The organism is Sphingobium sp. TomTYG46, assembly GCF_055396345.1.
Genome location: NZ_AP027325.1, coordinates 515,022 through 532,044 on the forward strand (window position 1 = coordinate 515,022; position 17,023 = coordinate 532,044).

17 protein-coding genes are annotated in these 17,023 nt (G+C 62.9%); 7 read left to right on the top strand and 10 right to left on the bottom strand.

What is annotated here, in order from left to right:
• The first annotated feature begins 39 nt into the window (after positions 1-39).
• The 4 genes from ACZ5YV_RS15600 to ACZ5YV_RS15615 all read left to right on the top strand — a co-directional run bounded on the left by ACZ5YV_RS15600 (position 40) and on the right by ACZ5YV_RS15615 (position 4,229).
• Positions 40-225, top strand: a complete 186-nt coding sequence (locus tag ACZ5YV_RS15600) for a Flp family type IVb pilin (RefSeq protein WP_464789303.1) — start codon at positions 40-42, stop codon at positions 223-225.
• Positions 226-232: 7 nt separating this feature from the next.
• The gene (locus ACZ5YV_RS15605; RefSeq protein WP_464789304.1) at positions 233-682 is read left to right on the top strand and encodes a TadE family protein; all 450 of its coding nucleotides are present in this window, start codon (positions 233-235) and stop codon (positions 680-682) included.
• Positions 683-911: 229 nt separating this feature from the next.
• Positions 912-1,874 carry an aldo/keto reductase gene (locus tag ACZ5YV_RS15610; RefSeq protein WP_464789305.1) on the top strand — a complete coding sequence of 321 codons (963 nt, stop codon included), beginning with the start codon at positions 912-914 and terminating at the stop codon, positions 1,872-1,874.
• Positions 1,875-2,084: 210 nt separating this feature from the next.
• Complete coding sequence (locus ACZ5YV_RS15615; RefSeq protein ID WP_464789306.1) at positions 2,085-4,229, top strand: oxidoreductase; 2,145 nt, start codon at positions 2,085-2,087, stop codon at positions 4,227-4,229.
• Positions 4,230-4,411: 182 nt separating this feature from the next.
• On the opposite strand, the gene ACZ5YV_RS15620 is transcribed toward ACZ5YV_RS15615, so the two are convergent.
• The 7 genes from ACZ5YV_RS15620 to ACZ5YV_RS15650 form a co-directional block, all read right to left on the bottom strand.
• Positions 4,412-5,908 (bottom strand): flavin-containing monooxygenase, encoded by a 1,497-nt coding sequence (locus ACZ5YV_RS15620; protein WP_464789307.1) that lies wholly within the window; start codon positions 5,906-5,908, stop codon positions 4,412-4,414.
• Positions 5,909-6,007: 99 nt separating this feature from the next.
• Positions 6,008-7,471 (bottom strand): FAD-dependent oxidoreductase, encoded by a 1,464-nt coding sequence (locus tag ACZ5YV_RS15625; protein ID WP_464789308.1) that lies wholly within the window; start codon positions 7,469-7,471, stop codon positions 6,008-6,010.
• A 31-nt stretch (positions 7,472-7,502) separates the two neighbouring features.
• Positions 7,503-8,258, bottom strand: coding sequence for an SDR family NAD(P)-dependent oxidoreductase (locus ACZ5YV_RS15630; RefSeq protein ID WP_464789309.1), 756 nt, complete (start codon positions 8,256-8,258; stop codon positions 7,503-7,505).
• 22 nt (positions 8,259-8,280) lie between these two features.
• Positions 8,281-9,096: an SDR family NAD(P)-dependent oxidoreductase gene (locus tag ACZ5YV_RS15635; RefSeq protein ID WP_464789310.1), complete on the bottom strand. Its 816-nt coding sequence runs from the start codon at positions 9,094-9,096 to the stop codon at positions 8,281-8,283.
• A 5-nt stretch (positions 9,097-9,101) separates the two neighbouring features.
• Positions 9,102-9,893, bottom strand: coding sequence for an SDR family NAD(P)-dependent oxidoreductase (locus ACZ5YV_RS15640; RefSeq protein WP_464789311.1), 792 nt, complete (start codon positions 9,891-9,893; stop codon positions 9,102-9,104).
• Between the two features lie 38 nt (positions 9,894-9,931).
• Complete coding sequence (locus ACZ5YV_RS15645) at positions 9,932-11,005, bottom strand: alkene reductase (RefSeq protein ID WP_464789312.1); 1,074 nt, start codon at positions 11,003-11,005, stop codon at positions 9,932-9,934.
• Between the two features lie 6 nt (positions 11,006-11,011).
• Positions 11,012-11,641, bottom strand: a complete 630-nt coding sequence (locus tag ACZ5YV_RS15650) for a nuclear transport factor 2 family protein (protein ID WP_464789313.1) — start codon at positions 11,639-11,641, stop codon at positions 11,012-11,014.
• Between the two features lie 78 nt (positions 11,642-11,719).
• On the opposite strand from ACZ5YV_RS15650, the gene ACZ5YV_RS15655 reads away from it, so the two are divergent.
• The gene (locus tag ACZ5YV_RS15655) at positions 11,720-12,820 is read left to right on the top strand and encodes a helix-turn-helix transcriptional regulator (protein WP_464789314.1); all 1,101 of its coding nucleotides are present in this window, start codon (positions 11,720-11,722) and stop codon (positions 12,818-12,820) included.
• Here ACZ5YV_RS15655 and ACZ5YV_RS15660 read toward each other — a convergent pair.
• Positions 12,807-13,676 (bottom strand): LLM class flavin-dependent oxidoreductase, encoded by an 870-nt coding sequence (locus tag ACZ5YV_RS15660; RefSeq protein ID WP_464789315.1) that lies wholly within the window; start codon positions 13,674-13,676, stop codon positions 12,807-12,809. The two genes, ACZ5YV_RS15655 and ACZ5YV_RS15660, sit on opposite strands and share 14 nt — an antisense overlap.
• 276 nt (positions 13,677-13,952) lie before the next feature.
• Between ACZ5YV_RS15660 and ACZ5YV_RS15665 the strand changes: the two genes are divergently transcribed.
• Positions 13,953-14,741, top strand: coding sequence for an SDR family oxidoreductase (locus ACZ5YV_RS15665; RefSeq protein ID WP_464789316.1), 789 nt, complete (start codon positions 13,953-13,955; stop codon positions 14,739-14,741).
• A 19-nt stretch (positions 14,742-14,760) separates the two neighbouring features.
• The gene (locus tag ACZ5YV_RS15670) at positions 14,761-15,573 is read left to right on the top strand and encodes a nuclear transport factor 2 family protein (protein ID WP_464789317.1); all 813 of its coding nucleotides are present in this window, start codon (positions 14,761-14,763) and stop codon (positions 15,571-15,573) included.
• A 48-nt stretch (positions 15,574-15,621) separates the two neighbouring features.
• On the opposite strand, the gene ACZ5YV_RS15675 is transcribed toward ACZ5YV_RS15670, so the two are convergent.
• Both ACZ5YV_RS15675 and ACZ5YV_RS15680 read right to left on the bottom strand, forming a co-directional pair.
• The gene (locus ACZ5YV_RS15675) at positions 15,622-16,179 is read right to left on the bottom strand and encodes a carboxymuconolactone decarboxylase family protein (RefSeq protein WP_449468780.1); all 558 of its coding nucleotides are present in this window, start codon (positions 16,177-16,179) and stop codon (positions 15,622-15,624) included.
• A gap of 46 nt (positions 16,180-16,225) precedes the next feature.
• Positions 16,226-17,008: a glucose 1-dehydrogenase gene (locus ACZ5YV_RS15680; RefSeq protein WP_464789318.1), complete on the bottom strand. Its 783-nt coding sequence runs from the start codon at positions 17,006-17,008 to the stop codon at positions 16,226-16,228.
• Between the last annotated feature and the right edge of the window lie 15 nt (positions 17,009-17,023).

Here is a 17,023-nt window from a genome sequence, read left to right on the forward strand (position 1 = left end):
CCACGCGCCGCCGATCATGACCGGAGGGATATGAGGAGAATGACGATGATCATCGATGTGGCACGAAAGTTCATGAAGCGGCTCGCGCGAGATCAGAAGGGCCTGACCGCCGTGGAATATGCCGTCCTCGGCGGCGTAATCGTGGCCGCGATCACGGCGCTTCAGACCGACTTCACCAATGGCCTGAAGGGCGCCTTCACCGCCCTGTTCAACAGCGTCAGCTAAACCGCCGATGACAGTCCGCCGCAGGAGGAGCCGCGCCCCCGCGTCCCGGCTCCTCCACTGTCAGAAAGGCATCGCCGCGCTGGAATTCGCGCTCGTCACTCCAGCGCTGCTGATGCTCATCTTCGCGATCATCATCTATTCCTTCTGGTTCTCGGCGCTGCTCGGCGTCCGCCATGCCGCTGCGGAAGGGGCGCGCGCTGCGATGGCGGGCCTTTCCTCCAGCGAACGCGCTACGCTCGCCCGCATCCGCGCACAGGCTGTGATCAACGGCTATGGCACGCTGCTCTCTTCCGGAGGGACAGCCGACATTCAGGCCGCGCCAGACGGCATCGGGCAGTTCAAGGTGCAAGTTCGCTACGACATGAGCGGGTCGCCGCTGATGCGCTACTCCACCTTCATCCCGCTCCCCTCGACCACGCTCGGCGCAACGGTGATCGTCACCAACGGCAGCTACTGACCGGCCCGGCTTGCCGCCCTGCCGCACCGTCTACGAATATCAACAATCCCCTTTCCTTTTCGCCAACGGCTGCGTAACTGTCCGCTCTCGCCAAGACGCGCGCGCAATATTGATTGTCCGCGCGTCGCGGGATGCCCGGAACGGCGCCAAGCGCCAGTTCGGATGTCCGCGGGGTAGTTTAGGGCACGCTTTTGCACCCGCAAAAGACGCCGCCATGCAGGAGTTAGCCATGCTTTCAAAGGTCACGCTCGCCAATACCGACCTCTCGGTCAGCCGTCTGTGCTACGGCACCAACATGCTCGGCTGGTCGATCGACCAGGACCGCAGCAACGCGATCCTCGACAAGTTCCTGGAGCTGGGCGGCAATTTCGTCGACACCGCTCGCTCCTATGGCGACTGGATGCCCGACGCGCCGAAGGGCGCCAGCGAACGCGCCATCGGCGCCTGGCTGAAGGGCAAGAAGCGCGAAGACGTCATCGTCGCGACCAAGGGCGGTCATTTCGACATGCGTGCGGGCGACTATCGCAACCGCGTCAACCCGACCGACATCGGCAGCGACCTCAATGAGAGCCTTGAGCATCTGGGCGTCGACACGATCGACCTCTACTGGGTCCACATGGACAATCCGGAAACCCCGGTTGCCGAACTGATCGACTTCCTGAACGATGCCAAGAATGCGGGCAAGATCCGCTATTTCGGCGCATCCAACTGGTCGGACGCCCGCGTGCTCGAAGCCAATGAATACGCCAAGGCGAACGGCAAGGCCGGCTTTGTCGCCGTCGAACCCTTCTGGGGCCTCGCCAAGCCCAATGAAGAGGCTGCCACCGCTCAGGGCTACCAGATGTATTTCGAAGATCATGGCGGCAAGCTCAAGGATGCTGGCCTCGCCATCATCCCCTATTGCTCGCAGAGCCGCGGCTACTTCGCCTTCGCCGAAAAGGGCGAAGTTCCCGAGCATCTTCAGGGCTTCTATGACAACCCGGTCAACAAGGACCGTCTGGCCGCCGCCAAGGACGTCGCCGCCAAGCATGGCGTCAGCGTTTCGGACGTGGCGCTGGCCTATCTCCTGAACCAGCCGCAGCAGGTGATCCCCATCTTCGGCGCGTCCAGCCCGGCCCGTATCGAGGAAGCCGTCAAGGCCGCCTCGCTCACACTGTCGGCTGACGAAGTAGCGGCGCTGAAGATCGGCTGATCTTCCTCAGCGTAAAAGGAATGAAAGGGGGCGATCGGGTGATCGCCCCCTTTTTTATTGTTCATCCTGATCAAATTTACGCGAAGCGATCAATCTGGAACGGATTGTACAAATTATTACGCGATCACCATTATTTTTACCTGACTAACCGCGAATGAAGCGGTAAAAGACGATGAGACGATACGCATGTGGCAAATGTAGGAGATGATGATGACCGCTGCCCTTTCACAATCACGGTCGGGCGCGGCGCCTGCATCTCTCACCACGCCGGGCCAGATCGGCGCGCTGACCCTTCCCAACCGAATTATCGTCACCGCCATGGGCGTCAGCCTGGCCGAAGCAGACGGCACGGTCAGCCAGCGCCTGATCGATTATCATGTGGCGCAGGCAAAGGGCGGCGCGGGCCTGATCATCATGGGCGTCACCGGCGTCGCCTGGCCGGTCGGCGCGGTTCAGCCCAACCAGACCGCGATCTCGGACGACCGCTTCCTGCCGGGACTCACGAAACTTACCGACGCCGTCCACGCAGCTGGCGGCCGGATCGCGGCACAGCTCCACCATGGCGGCCTCGTCGCCGGGCATAGCGCGCAGGACGGCCATCCCCTTTGGGCTCCGGCCTATCCGCCCCCCTTTGCAGGCGACTTCCCCGACTATTTCCTGCCCGAAGAGATGGCGGCTTTCGCTGGCGGCGTCGAACCGCAGGTAAAGGTTCTGGAGAAGGCCGACATCGACCATGCCGTCCGCCAGTTCGCCGACGCAGCGCTCCGCGCCAAGCGCGCCGGAATGGACGGTCTGGAAATCCATGGCGGCCATGGCTACCTCCTCTCCTCCTTCGTCTCGCCGTCCACCAACACGCGGCAGGATGAATATGGCGGCGACGTGGCAGGCCGCGCGCGCCTGTTGCTGGAGGTCGTGCGCGCCGTTCGCGCGGCGGTCGGTCCCGACTTCCCGATGTGGGTCAAGATGGACTCGCGCGAACTGGGCAAGAAGAACGGCATCACCATCGACCATGCCCTCGAACTTGCGCCGCTGGTCGAAGCAGCGGGCGCCAACGCCCTCACCGTCACCGCCTATCATGATGTGGGCCAAGGCAAACTCCACTCCGGCTCCAACATCCCGCACGAACCCGCCTTCAATCTGGAGGCCGCCGCCGCCATCCGGAAGGTCGTTTCCATCCCGGTGATCGCATCGGGCCGGGTGGAAATCGACCGGGGTGAAAAGGGATTGGCGCAGGGCGAATTCGACTTTCTCGCCATGGGCCGCAAGCTGCTTGCGGACCCGGACCTGCCCCGCAAGCTGGCGGAAGGCCGGGTCGCCGACATCCGCCCCTGCATCTACTGCTATACCTGCGTCAGCACCGCCTATCTGCGCGAACAGGTGCGCTGCGCCGTCCGATCGGAAACCGGCTATGAGGACCTCGATTGGTCCCCTGCCAAGGTTCCGGGCCATGTCGTGATCGTCGGCGGTGGCCCCGGCGGCATGGAGGCTGCGCGCAGGCTGGACCTTGCGGGCGCCAGGGTAACGCTCATTGAAAAGTCCGATCGTCTCGGCGGCACGCTGCGCTTCGCAGGTCTCGCCTATGAACCCAATGAGCGGCTGCTCAACTGGCTGCGCGACCAGATCGGCCAGTCGAAGGTCGATGTGCGCCTGAAGACGGTGGCGACCCCGGACCTCATCGCCAGCCTGAAGCCCGACAAAGTCATCGTTGCGACCGGCGCCGTGCGCGACATGCCGCCGATCCCCGGTAATGATCAGGACTTCGTTCTGTCGGGCGACGATCTGCGCGGCATGATGCTGGGCGAGGACTCCGCCGAAATCCGCCGCAAGACCAGCTGGACGACCCGCGTCGCGACAAAGCTCGGCGCGGCAACCGGCGCGACCGCCAATCTTGATCTGGTGCGCAAGGCGACCCACGCCTGGATGCCGCTCGGCAAGCGCGTCGTCATCATCGGCGGCGAACTGGTCGGCGTGGAGCTGGCCGAATTCCTGATGGAACGTGGCCGAGAGGTAACGGTCATCGGCGAAGCCCCCCGGTTCGGCGGCGGCCTGCTGCTGGTGCGCCGCATGCGCCTGCTAGCCGAGCTGCGCGAACATGGCGTGGCCATGTTCCCCGGCGCGAGCGGCATCGCGATCGGCAAGAACAGCGTCAGCTTCACCAATGCAGACGGCGAGCAGAAGAGCGTAGCGGCCGATCATGTCGTGGTGGCCATGGGCGCCCACGGCGACTCCACCCTCGCCAACGCGCTTCGCGCACAGGGCCATGATGTGGTGGAGGTCGGCGACGGCACCGGCGTCACCTACATCGAAGGCGCGATCCGTGGCGCGGCTGAAGCCGTAGCCGCCATGGGCCGCTGATCCGGTCTTCAAGGCCAAAGAAGAGGGGAGCGCCGCAACGCTCCCCTTTTTGTATCTAGGCGGCCCTTATCTTGACCACCTCGCCCCGTTCGCCCTGAGCCTGTCGAAGGGCTTTACTTCCTTTTAGCAGTGAAGGGCTTCGACAAGCTCAGCCCGAACGGATTTGAGGGATTAAAAACCCCTCACCGCCCAACCAATTCCGCCCCAGCCTCAACCCGATAATCCGCCATCACCGGCGCCGCCATGGCATCGGCAAACGCCTCATAGCTCCACGGCCAGCTTGCCGGAACGCCAGTCGCATCCAGATACCAGCTGTTACAACCCGATCCGAAGATCGTCGTCCGCGCCGCCGCGATGCGCCTTTCCTCATAATCTGCATGAGCGTCAGCACTCGGTTCAACCGCCCGCGCCTCTCCGGATCTGAGGAGGTCCAGCAACTGATCGACATAGGCCCATTGCTTCTCCGCAATGTCGATCAGGGAGAAGTTGCCGACAGGTCCCGTCGGCCCATTCAACATGAAGAAGTTCGGAAAGCCCGGGATCGTCACAGCATAATAAGCGGTCGGACGAACAGCCCACACATTATCCAGTGAAACGTCGCCCCGGCCCAGCACCGTGGTCGGCCGGATAAAGCGGTCTGCATGAAAGCCGGTCGCCAGCACTAACGTATCGAGTTCATGCAGCCGCCCATCCTCCATCCGTACGCCCTTGGCCTCCACACGCGCGATCCGATCGCGCTCCACCTCGACATTGGGGTGCTGGACGGCATCATAATAGGACCAGCTGTAGATCAGCCGCTTGCAAGCCGCGCGGTAATTGGGGCGCAGCTTTTCCTTCAATTCAGGATCACGGATACTGTTTTCCAGATTGTCGAGGCAGATTTCCTCGATCGCCGCAATCTCCGGGCCATGCGTGTCCGTGATCGCATGAGTAAAGCGGAAGATGTTGTCCCAATATTCCTTGTTGTTGCGAATGTCGTCGATCAACGCGGGATCGCGACGGAATGCTTCTTTCTCTCCCTCGCTATACTGGAAATAGGGAACCGGCATGATCCACTGCGGCGACCGCTGGAAATGCACCAGTTTCGACGCACGCATATTGAGTGCCGTGATGATCTGCACGCCGGTAGACCCATTGCCGATCACGCCGACCCGCGCGCCATCGATCGGGGCATCATCCTGCCAACGGGCACTATGGAAAGCCTGTCCCTCGAAACTGTCCAATCCCTCAATATCGGGCAACTTGGGATGGTGCAGCACACCAGAAGCGGCAATCACGACCTCGGCCTCAACCTCTTCGCCGGTGATCAGCCCCAGCCGCCAGACGCCAGCGCCCTCGTCCCACACCGTAGACACGACTTCGCTGTTGAAACGGACATGTGGCATGATGCCGTATTTCTCGGCCGTCTTTTCGAAATATCTCTGTACTTCGCCGCCCTTGGCATAATAGGCGTCCCATTCCGCGTACGGCTCGAAGCTGTAGGTATAGGCGTGCGCTGGCACGTCGCAGGTCAGGCCCGGATAGCGGTTTTCCCGCCAGGTGCCGCCCAGCCTTCCGGCCTTTTCATAAACGGTGAAATCCTCGCCCGCCTGGCGCAGGCGGATGGCGGCAAGGATGCCCGCCATGCCCGCTCCAATAACGGCGAAGCGCAGACCTTTGCGGCCCTGATCGATGGACAAGTCACTCTCCTGTCGGTTGTGTTTCTGACCATCATGATGATGCGACGGGCCACGCCGCACATCATGCAAATGGATCAGGTCTTGACCGACAGGTGAAAATCAGCCCCTCGCCGCCTTCCGCCCGGCCTGCCGTCCGAAGAAAGTGCAGTCGGCAAGGCTGAGGCCGGAACTATAACCATGCCCCCAGGCCGGAAGCCCCGAAGTACAACGCCCCGCCGCGAACAGGCCCGCCACCGGCGCGCCAGCCCGGTCCAGCACCTCGCCATCGGTCGATGTCCTTAAGCCCCCGAGCGTGAAGAAGCTGAAATAGCTGGTCGCGAAATTCAGCTCCAGCGCCACGAACGGTCCCTGATCCAGCGGCGTCAAGATCGGCGCGCGCTTGTGGAACAACGGATCACGCCCCTCCCGCGCATGTTCATTATAGAACGCCATGGTGGCCGACAGCGTGCCCGGCGCCATTTCCAGTTCGGCTTCCACCTCTTCCCAGCTGTCGCCGGTCCCCGCGATCGTTATCCCCGCCATGGGCAGCGGCTCGTCAAAATGGGCGATGTCCAGCAACAGGTAGACCCGGTCCCCCAACTGGTCGATCGCAGCGCGACTGACCCGGCCGTGATAGCAATCCTCATTGATGAAGCGTTGCCCCGCCTGATTGACGAAAACGCCATAGGCCTGCGGTTCGGGCATGGTCCAGGGACAGGTGGTGAAAAACTGTTCCATATGGACGGCGTCGCCACCCGCGCTGACGCCCAGTTCGATGCCCACGCCGTCATCCTGATCGCCGATCGGGCTGCTGATCTTGAACGTCTCGGGACAATAGCGGCGGCGCATATCCTCGTTGAAGGCAAAGCCGCCCGTGCACAGGATAACGCCCTTCGCCGCACGGACGAAGCGATTGACGTTGTCGATGCGCACGATGACCCCGACGACCCGCCGCGCGTCATCCTGCACCAACGCCACCGCCCGCGCGTCCGTCGTCACCTCAACGCCAAGCGCCTTCGCTCGAGCCTCCAGCAGGTCGATGAGCGGCCGACCCCCGCCCCACCCCATATGCGCGATCACATGGCCGCGCGGCGCGGGCTTCGCGATCTCGCAAAAGGGCCATGCCGCTTCGCTCCCCGACCAGATCAGCGTTGAATCATCGGTCGGCTCGATATGTTTGCCCGGCAGGAAGTTGCCGCGATAGGGAATGCCCTGCTCCTTCAGCCAGGCATAGTGGTTGAGCGATTCCTGCGCATAAAGGTCGCACTTCGCCTCATCCGCGCACGGCCCGCCCGCCGCCTTCAGATAGGCGGCCAGATCCTCCGTGCTGTCTTCGAACCCGGCCTCGCGTTGGGCATCCGTCCCGCCGCCACCGCCGATATAAATCTCACCGCCCGACAGTGCCGACGCGCCGCCACTGCCCGAACCACGTTCGAACAGCATGACCCGCGCGCCACCTTCTGCCGCTTCGATCGCCGCGCACGCACCCGTGGCGCCAAAGCCGATCACCGCGATGTCGGTTTCGAAATCCCACCGTTCGACCTTGCTGGCGGGATAGGGACGGTGAAGCGAAATATCGGTCACGAAAGAACTTTCCTCTCCTAGATGATAGGGATTAGAAAGCCTTTGTCTGCCCCCCATCCACCATCAGTGTTTGGCCGGTGATATAACCTGCCGCGTCGCTTGCCAAGAAAACGGCGGCCGCGCCAATATCTTTTTCGCAATCGCCAATCCGCTTCAGTGATACCTTGCTGATCTGCGTATCATAGTCGGCGGGCGCCCATTCCTTCCACGCCATCACGCCCGGTGAATTGGCGAACGGGCAGATGATATTCACCCGCACCGCTTCTGCGCCCCATTCGCTCGCCGCGATCTTGGAAATGGCGCGGATCGCTTCCTTCGCGGCGCAGTAGGACCCCTGCGTCGCAATAGCATCGAACGCCGCGCCGGTCGCAAAGTTGATGACAGAGCCCTTGGCTTTAACCAGATGCGGATAGGCTTCACGCATCAACACGAAAGTCGGCCAGAAGCCGGTGTCGAAAGCAAGTTCCATGGCCTCGTCGGTCGTTTCGGCCATCGGCAACTGGCGCGAAGCTTGCGCCGCGTTCACCAGCACATCCAAACCGCCGAAATGCCCGACCGCCGCCTCGACGATCTTCGGCAACTCGGCTCGCTGCGCCAGGTCAACCGCCAGGAAATGCGCCTCGCCCCCCAGCGCGCGCAGTTCCGCCTCGGTCGCGCGGCCAAGCTCCTCCTCGCGGTCAACGATCAGGACACGCGCGCCAGCCTTGACGAAAGCGGTCGCCACACCTTTGGCCACCCCGCGCGCGCCGCCGGTTACGATCGCTGCCTTGCCTTCCAGTGCCTTCATGTCCTGCTCCAATCCGTTCTATTTATGTGAAGTAAGCCCCGCCATTCACCGTCACGATGCTGCCGGTGGCAAAGCTGCCGTCATCCCCTGCCAGAAACGCCACGGCGCCTGCGATCTCGTCCGGATGGGCAAGACGCTTCATCAGGCTGTCCGCCGCGATCATGTCCTTCATCTCCGTAGGCAAAGTCGCATAGATGGGCGTTTCGGTAGCGCCGGGGTTGACCGCATTGACCCGGATGCCGCGATCCGCCAGTTCCCGCGCCATCGCCCGCGTCATGCCCAGCACCGCCGCCTTCGCCGCGCAATAGGGGATGGGTCCATCGCCCTTCACGCCAGACGTCGATCCGATGTTGACGATGCTGCCGCCAGTCCCCTGTTCCGCCATCAACCGAACCGCCGCCCGGCTGCATTTGAACGTACCGTCCAACGTCACGGCAAGCACGCCGGACCAGCCCTCATCCTCGCAATGGATCGTCTGATCGACGAAGGTCGTCGGCTCCTCGCCACGCGCAATCTGCTCAGCCCGCTCGCCCTGCGCCGCATAATAGCGGTCCATGCCATCGCCCGCCGCGCTTCCCCGCCCGGCATTATTGACCAGCACGTCGACCCCGCCCAGCGCCTGCTTCACTTGCGCAAAGGCCCTGTCCACCGAAGCGCTGTCCGCCACGTTGCAGGCAATCCCCACATGCGGCGCAGGCAGCACGGCGCCAGCCGCCGCCGCATCCAGATCAAGTATCGCGACCGTCGCCCCTTCGGCAGCGAGACGCCGCGCAATAGCCGCGCCAATCCCCTGCGCGCCGCCGGTCACGACAGCACGTTTTCCCTTCAGCCGTTCCATGGCGATCAATCCTCTACTTCAGGCCGCCAGGCGACGCCGTTCACCTGCGCGCCGCCGTCGGCAAAGAGGGTATTGCCGCTCATATAGCCGCCGCCCTCGCTCGCCAGGAAGACCGCGACCGGGCCGATATCCTTTTCCGCGTCGCCAAAGCGCCCGGCCGGAACCTGTTGCAGGATCGCCTGCGTCATCTCAGGATTGGCCGCGAAATAATCCTTTGCCTGCGGACTCGTCGCCGAAGGACAGATGGTGTTGCAGGTGATGCCGTGCGGCCCCCACTCCACTGCCGCCGTCCGGGTCAGTGCCCGCATCGCTTCCTTGCTGGCATTATAGGCGACGGTGAACATATGCGCGTTCACGCCGTTCAGCGATCCCAGGTTGATCACGCGGCCATAGCCTTGCGCCTTCATGATGGGGAAAGCCGCCTTCATGGCCCAGAACACGGCATAATAGTTGAGGGCGAAGGAACCCTCCATATCCTCGTCGCTATGCTTCTCGATCCGCTTGGGGAAGCTGGCGCCCGCATTGTTGACCAATATGTCGAGCCGCCCGAACCGCTGGTGCACGGCCTCGACCATGGCTTCCACCTCGGCGCGCTGCGTTACGTCGGTGCGGATGAAAAAGGCGTCGACACCATGCGTGTCGCGCAGATACTGCGCCTCTTCCTCGCCCTGATCAGCCTTCCGCTGAGCGATCGCGACATTCGCCCCGGCAGCGGCCAGCGCCCGCACGATGCCCTGACCAACACCCTGCCCACCCCCGGTGACGAGCGCCGTGCGCCCTTCCAGCAGCTTTGCCATATTAGCTCTCCTTATATTCTCGTGACCCTACTGACCGCTCAGGCGTCCAGCAGCGCATAATCCAGATAGCCGACCCGATCGTCGCCATCGCCAGTGTAGAAGCTGGCCTTGTTGGCCTTGTTAAGCGCAGCCCCCGTCTGGAAGCGTTCCACCAGATCGGGGTTGGCGATGTAGAGATAGCCAAACGACACTGCCTCGGCCTTCCCCTCCGCGACCACCGCCGAAGCCTTCTCCAGGTTCAGCCCGCCATTCTCGATCACCGCCCCGCTCCAGTTGGCACGGACCAGCTCCAGCGCATCCTGCCCTTCCAGCGGAATGTGGATAAGATGGCAGTAGGCCAGGCCCATGCCGTCAACGGCCTTGAGCAGCGCCGCATAGGTTTCATGCGGGTTCGCATCATCCATGCCGTTGAACTTGACGCCCGGACAGATGCGGAAGCCGACCCGGCCCGCACCCACGGCACCGGCCAGCGCCTCCAGCAACTCGACCACGAAACGAATGCGGTTCTCCACCGACCCGCCATAGCGGTCGGTCCGGTGATTGCTGTTCGATGACAGAAACTGCATCGGCAGGTAGCCGCTGGCGCAATGCAGCTCGATCCCGTCCAGACCAGCGGCGATCGCGTTGCGAGCGGCGGTAAGATATTCCGCAATGACGCCGGGAATCTCATCTGTTTCCAGCGCGCGCGGTACGACCGTTTCCACCGGAACGCCATCAGGGCCGGGGATCTTGTCCGGGCACTGAATGGCTGACGGCGAAACCGTCTCTGCGTCCGCATCCTTGTTCGCCTGCACGGCGGCGCGGCCGACGTGCATCAGTTGCATGACGATCTTTCCGCCCCCGCCATGGACGGCGTCGGCGACCTTGCGCCATCCTTCGACCTGCGCCTCGCTATGGATGCCGGGCGTGCGCCAATATCCCTTGCCCGTCGGCGAAGGCTGCGTCCCCTCGGTCACGATCAGCCCGGCGCTTGCGCGCTGGCGATAATATTCGACCATGATGTCGGTCGGCACGTCGCCCGGCCCCGCCCTGTCGCGGGTCATCGGCGCCATGACGATCCGGTTGGACAGCGCAATGTCACCCAATGTCACGGGCGAGAAAATATCCGTCATAGCAAATCAGCTCCGTACGCGCGGCTTGGGCAAGGGAGCGCCGCGCCGCATCGTTTCAATGAATTTTTCCAGCGGCGCAGGCGCCTCGACCGGCCCGTCATGCGGCTGACCCAGACGATCCCAATAGCTTTTCCAGCTCGGGAACAGGTCGTGGAAGCTGCCATGATAGGGCTGCACGCCCGGCCAGCGCATCTTGCGATCACCGATCGGCGGCTTGTTGAGGTCGGTAGCGTACCAATAAAGCGGCAGGCGGCGCCGGAAATACCAACGGCCGTCGATCCGCTCATATTTGTCGAAATACATCATCTGCATGATGACCCACTCTGCGCCGGTCTCATGCTCATTTTTCGAATAGACGACGCCCTGCGCATGGTCGAGGTCATCGAAATCGATAATGTGGCCGCCAATATGATGGGACGTGCCATCAAACTGCATCGAATGGGTTTCGTCGAACCAGTCGCGCAGTTCCTTGCGCCCCTGCTTGCCGCCACCGACCTTCACATCTTCGGGGAACAGGTTCACCCAGGCGTCGGAGTCGCGCATGTCCAGCGCCAGCGAATATTTCGCGGCCAGCTGACGGATCGCATCCAGCGATTCCAACCGGTCTATGCGCGCAATCAGGCTCTCGTCCGCCACCCTCTCGATCCTTTCTATTTGAAGCCTTTGTTTCCCCTTTCTCCCCACCTCTGGAAATGCCAAAATAGCTCAAAGGTCATGACAAAAAAGCTCAACACCAAACATCTGTCGCGCCCGGTGGCAACGCGTGTCCCCGTCGCCATCGCCCGCGATCTGCTACGGCTGGTGGCGGAAATCGGCGTCGCTCCCGCCGATCTTCTGCGGCAGGCGAGCCTGTCCCACCTCATAGGGCCGCCGATCGGCGGAACCGCCGCGCAGCGCGGGCTTTCGCAGGATGATTTCACCCGCCTCTACGCCCATTGCACCTGGACGCTCGATGCGCAGGCCGCCCGGCAGGAAGGCCGCGAGCCTCTGACCAAGGCGGGGGTGGACATGCTCTGCCACTGCATCATCACCTGCCGCACATTGGCGGATGTGATCGAGCGGACGGATCGCTTTTCCGAGCTTATCGGCCCACGCGCCGGGCGGCTGCGGCTGAAGGTCGATGACGGCGTCGCGCGGCTCGACATGGCGACCCCGCGCCAGATCAGGAACGCCAGCGCCTATGTGTCCGACCTTGCGGGCCTCTCCACCTATTACCGGCTGTTCGGCTGGCTGATCGGTGAGGATATTCCGCTGCTCGGCGCCGCCATGCGCTATCCTCCGCTACTGGACGAACAGACCATTTCCTACCTCATGCCCGTGCCCATGCAGCATGGCGCACCGGAAAACAGCCTGCGCTTCCCCGCCAGCTATCTCGACCGCCCGGTGCTGCGCAGCCATCATGAGCTGGAGCATCTGCTCGAACGCTTCCCCTTCGACGTCGAACAGCCGCAATCGTTGGACGCCCCGCTCTCCGAACGCATCCAACACATGTTCAGCGCCATGCTGGGAAGTGGCGAGGCGCCCGCAACCGCGCACCAACTCGCCCGCCAGTTCAGCATCAGCGTCGCCACGCTCAAACGCCGCCTCGCCGATGAAGGCACATCGCTCGTGCAACTCAAGACCGAGGCACGGCGCGCGCTCGCAACCCGGCTGCTCGACGACCCCCGCCTCACCATCACCGAAGTCGGCCGCCGTACTCAGTTCAGCGACACCGGCGCCTTCCGCCGCGCCTTCCAGCAATGGACCGGATCATCGCCAAGCCGCTGGCGCGAACTGCGCCAAGGCGGCGGCGAGGCGCCGATCAGTACCGGCTGATGATCTTCTCGGCAAAGCGGTTGAGATCGTCGATCTTTTCCTGCAACGGCTGACTGTCCTCTTCCACCGCATAGAGATTGCGGAAAGAGGCGACGACATCAGTCACGCCCGCATCCTCCTGCCGACGGATCATATCCAGATCGACCTCCCCCATGGCCGAACCGAAGATGCGGAACGGGGCATCCTTGCGCCCCAGTTCCTCCCGATACGCCGCCAGCTTCTCCAGCATCGGCAGCATCATATCCATGCCACCCCCCGCAAACATCCAGCCATCGTTGCGCGCCGCGCGCTTCAGCGCAGGGTCGGAATGGCCCCCGATCAGGATCGGCACAGGCTTTGTCGGAACGGGATTGAGCTTTACCGGCGGCAGGTCGAAAAACTCGCCATGATATTCGAAATAGCCGCCATTGGTCAGGCCCCGGACGATGTCGATGCACTCATCGAACCGCTTGCCTCGCCCTTCCCACGGCACGCCCATGACCGCATAATCTTCCGGCCATACGCTCAGGCCCACGCCAAAGTTGAAGCGGTTGTCGAACAAGGCTTCGATCGACGCCACGATCTTCGCGACATAGAGCGGCGGGCGCACCGGCAGCTTCACGACATTGGTCGTCACCTCCAGCGCCTGCGTCGCGGCGAGCATCGCGGTCACATGGATGAACGACTCGAGGAACGGCTTGTTCTCCAGGAATTCGCGCCCGCCATCGTCGGTATAGCTATATTTGGTGCCGGAACTTTTCGGATAGATCAGGCTGTCGGGCACCGTGACACCCGCATAGCCCGCCGCTTCCGCCGCCTTGGCCAGCGGCGCATAATATTGGATCGCGGTCATCGATTCGCCCAGATGAAAGCGCATCGTCCTCTCCTTCCACATTATTATATTCAGGCCCGGCGGGCTGCGCCGATCAGGCCCGATATGCTTTCGACCTTATCCCCTCAGTGGGAAATTCAGTCAACTCCGCCGCTGATCCGGTTCGTGCGCATTGGCGCCCGCCACTACGCATATGATGGTACAATAGCGCCCAATGTTGCAAAAAGCGCATTGATCAAATGTTTTTTTCACCTATCCTGCGCGCCAACGCTGCTCCCCGCATGACGGGCAAGCAGCAAATGGATCAGGAAAGGAAAGAGGATGCTGCTCAAGGATAAGGTCGTGATCGTCAGTGGCGTTGGCCCCGGCATGGGTCAGGCGCTGGCCCGGCTAGCCGCAGCCGAAGGCGCAAGCGTCGTGCTCGCCGCCCGTAACCAGGCCTTCCTCGATGAAGTGTGCAGCGACATCAAGGCAAAGGGCGGCAAGGCCATCGCCGTCCCCTGCGACGTCAGCGATGAAGCTCAGTGCAAGACGCTGGCCGAACGCGCCGCCGCCGAATTTGGCGGCCGCGTCCACGGCCTCGTCAACAGCGCCTATTTCCACGGCGACTGGTGCTTTGTCGACAATGCCGACCTGGGCGACTTCGCCAAGGCATTCGACGTCAACTGCCTCGGTGCCCTGCGCCTGACGCGCGCCTGCGTCCCCTATCTGCGCGACGGCGGCGCGGTCGTGAACGTGTCCACCATGGCGACGGTCAATCCCTATGGCACCGAAGGCGGTATGGAAATGCCCTATGCAGTGGCGAAGGGCGCGCTCAACACGCTGGGCAAATATATGGCGTCCGACCTTGGCCGCCACGGCATCCGCGTCAACACCTGCCGCATGGGCTGGATCCATGGCGAGCCGGTCGAAAGCTTCATCGCATCGCAGGTCGATGCCGGTTTCAAGCGTGATGACGTGATCGCGGGCGTCACCAAGAATATCCCGATCGGCATCATCCCACCCGAAGATGACTGCGCCCGCGCCGTGCTGATGATGATCTCCGACTATTCGCGCGTCGTCAGCGGTGCTTCGCTAGACGTCAACGGCGGCCAGTGGATGGCGCCATAATCTTCAAGGAGATGCGCCGATGTTCAAATGCATCGCACTGCTGAAACGCAGGCCGGATCTATCCCGCGAAGCATTCGTCGACTATTATGAAAGGCAGCACGCGCCCCTGATCCGGCGCCTGCTGCCAGGCATAGTCGATTATCGGCGCAATTATGTCGAACTGGAGGGCGCCTTCCTTTTCCCCGGCGCCGCGCCGATCGACTTCGACGTGATCACCGAAATCTGGCTCGCCGACCGCGCTGCTTATGACCGCTTCACCGACGTCGCCGCGCAAGAGGACATCGCCAACCAGATCGCGCAGGATGAGGAAAACTTCCTCGACCGCACGGCCACGCGCATGCTGGTGGTAGACGAAAAAGGCACAGACATGTCCAACGCCATCACCCTCCAGGCATTGCTGGACGAGCGGGAAATCATACGCGGCCTGTCCCGCTTCGCCCGCATCCTCGACAATAAACAGTGGGACCGCCTGGGTGACGTCTTCGCGCAGGACATCAGCTTCGACTATGGCACCGGCGGCGACCAGCACGGCATGGCGGCGCTCGCCGCCAACATGCGCCGCTTCCTCGACCACTGCGGCGGCACGCAGCATCTCATCGGCAGCATCCTGGTCGATGTCGATGGCGACCGCGCGACGAGCCGATCCTATGTTCAGGCCCGGCATCAGCGGGTGAACGACCCCGCCGGACCCATATTCGATTCCAACGGCGAATATGTCGATCAGTGGGAAAGGCGCGCCGAAGGCTGGCGCATCGTGCGCCGCGATGCGATCTGGGCCGCGCATACGGGCGACCCCATGATCCTTCAGGCGGAACCCGGCAATCTGGGCTGATCAGCCTGCGCTCGCGCGGCCGATCATAGCCGCGCGAGCCGTCTCCCCTTACGCCACCTCTGCAAAGGGCAGGCACACGCTGTCGAACCCCAGCACATGCGCAACACGGCCCAACCCTACCCACGCCGCCACGCTGTGCGCCAGGTCGACAATCTCCTCGTCGGAAAACAGCGCATGCGCCCGTTCCCAGAAATCCTCATCCTGCGCGATCGATTTCGGCTCCTGCGCAAATCGCTCGGCAAATTCAATCGCCGTCCGCTCGCGGGGACTAAAGACAGGCGACGTCCGCCAATTCTCGACCGCCGCATAAAAGTCCTCATCCGGCGCGGATCCATTGTCGGCAACCGTATGACCGGGCCGCTGCCCCGATGCGGCAAACATCGATTGAACGTCCCGCGCCGCGCGAAATTGCTGGCAGATCACACAACCGTTGATCTGCGCCGTCCGTGACCGCGCACCTTCAAATTCGCGCAGCGACAACAGGCTGTGCTGATAGACCGCCTTGGAAAAGCCGCCCGCCGCACCCATGATCTCGCGCGCATAATTGCGCGATGCATAGCCATAGGGGTCGGCGGCATCCTGCTCGGGTAAGTCGATACGGATCATGGCATCTCTCCTTATGTTGCTGTCTTGTCGTTCACCCGCCCGCTATTCAATCCACGCCCGGCGCACCGGGAAATTGTGCATAATATTGCCCGGTCAGCATGCCGCCATCCACGGCAATCTCCGCGCCCGCCAGATAGGACGCCTCGTCGCTCGCCAGGAACAGGGTCGCGCGCGCCACTTCCTCCGGCGCGCCGACCCGTTGCAGCGGCACATTGCCGAACCGCTCGCTCACCTTTTCCCGCGTGGACCCGTCATGATTGGTCATCGCCGTATCCACGCCGCCCGGATGCACCGAATTGACGCGAATGCCCCGATGCCCCAGCTCCAGCGCGGCGACGCGGGTCAGCCCCCGCACGCCCCACTTGCTGGATGAATAGGCGGCAAGCCCGTTCGCACCCTTCATCCCGTCGACCGAAGAGATGTTGACGATCGCGCCCTTGCCACGGGCGATCATCCCCGGCGCAACGGCCTTGATGCCCAGAAACTCGCCGGTCAGATTGACCTTCAACACCCGCTCATATTCGGCAAGGCTCGTGTCCAGCAGCGTGCGGAACAGCAATATGCCCGCATTGTTCACCAATATATCGACCGGACCAAGATCGGCTTCGACCGCGCCGACCAGTTCAGCCCAGCCCTGCTCGCTCGTCACGTCATGATGATAGAAACACGCTACGTCGCCCAGTTCGGTCGCCAGTTGCGTGCCCACATCATCCAGCACATCGGCAATGGCGACCTTCGCGCCCTCCTCGGCAAAGAGGCGGCTGGTGGCGGCGCCCATGCCGCGAGCGCCCCCGGTTATGATCGCAACCTTACCCTGCAAACGGCCCATGGCGCCCTGCCTCTC

What these genes read in the sequence shown, in the direction of transcription:
- ACZ5YV_RS15615 (WP_464789306.1), top strand. Translation starts at nt 2,085, where the DNA reads ATGACCGCTGCCCTTTCACAATCACGGTCGGGCGCGGCGCCTGCATCT.
- ACZ5YV_RS15605 (WP_464789304.1), top strand. Translation starts at nt 233, where the DNA reads ATGACAGTCCGCCGCAGGAGGAGCCGCGCCCCCGCGTCCCGGCTCCTC.
- ACZ5YV_RS15680 (WP_464789318.1), bottom strand. Translation starts at nt 17,008, where the DNA reads ATGGGCCGTTTGCAGGGTAAGGTTGCGATCATAACCGGGGGCGCTCGC.
- ACZ5YV_RS15645 (WP_464789312.1), bottom strand. Translation starts at nt 11,005, where the DNA reads ATGACGGATATTTTCTCGCCCGTGACATTGGGTGACATTGCGCTGTCC.
- ACZ5YV_RS15600 (WP_464789303.1), top strand. Translation starts at nt 40, where the DNA reads ATGACGATGATCATCGATGTGGCACGAAAGTTCATGAAGCGGCTCGCG.
- ACZ5YV_RS15660 (WP_464789315.1), bottom strand. Translation starts at nt 13,676, where the DNA reads ATGCGCTTTCATCTGGGCGAATCGATGACCGCGATCCAATATTATGCG.
- ACZ5YV_RS15630 (WP_464789309.1), bottom strand. Translation starts at nt 8,258, where the DNA reads ATGAAGGCACTGGAAGGCAAGGCAGCGATCGTAACCGGCGGCGCGCGC.
- ACZ5YV_RS15665 (WP_464789316.1), top strand. Translation starts at nt 13,953, where the DNA reads ATGCTGCTCAAGGATAAGGTCGTGATCGTCAGTGGCGTTGGCCCCGGC.
- ACZ5YV_RS15610 (WP_464789305.1), top strand. Translation starts at nt 912, where the DNA reads ATGCTTTCAAAGGTCACGCTCGCCAATACCGACCTCTCGGTCAGCCGT.
- ACZ5YV_RS15655 (WP_464789314.1), top strand. Translation starts at nt 11,720, where the DNA reads ATGACAAAAAAGCTCAACACCAAACATCTGTCGCGCCCGGTGGCAACG.
- ACZ5YV_RS15670 (WP_464789317.1), top strand. Translation starts at nt 14,761, where the DNA reads ATGTTCAAATGCATCGCACTGCTGAAACGCAGGCCGGATCTATCCCGC.
- ACZ5YV_RS15640 (WP_464789311.1), bottom strand. Translation starts at nt 9,893, where the DNA reads ATGGCAAAGCTGCTGGAAGGGCGCACGGCGCTCGTCACCGGGGGTGGG.
- ACZ5YV_RS15675 (WP_449468780.1), bottom strand. Translation starts at nt 16,179, where the DNA reads ATGATCCGTATCGACTTACCCGAGCAGGATGCCGCCGACCCCTATGGC.
- ACZ5YV_RS15635 (WP_464789310.1), bottom strand. Translation starts at nt 9,096, where the DNA reads ATGGAACGGCTGAAGGGAAAACGTGCTGTCGTGACCGGCGGCGCGCAG.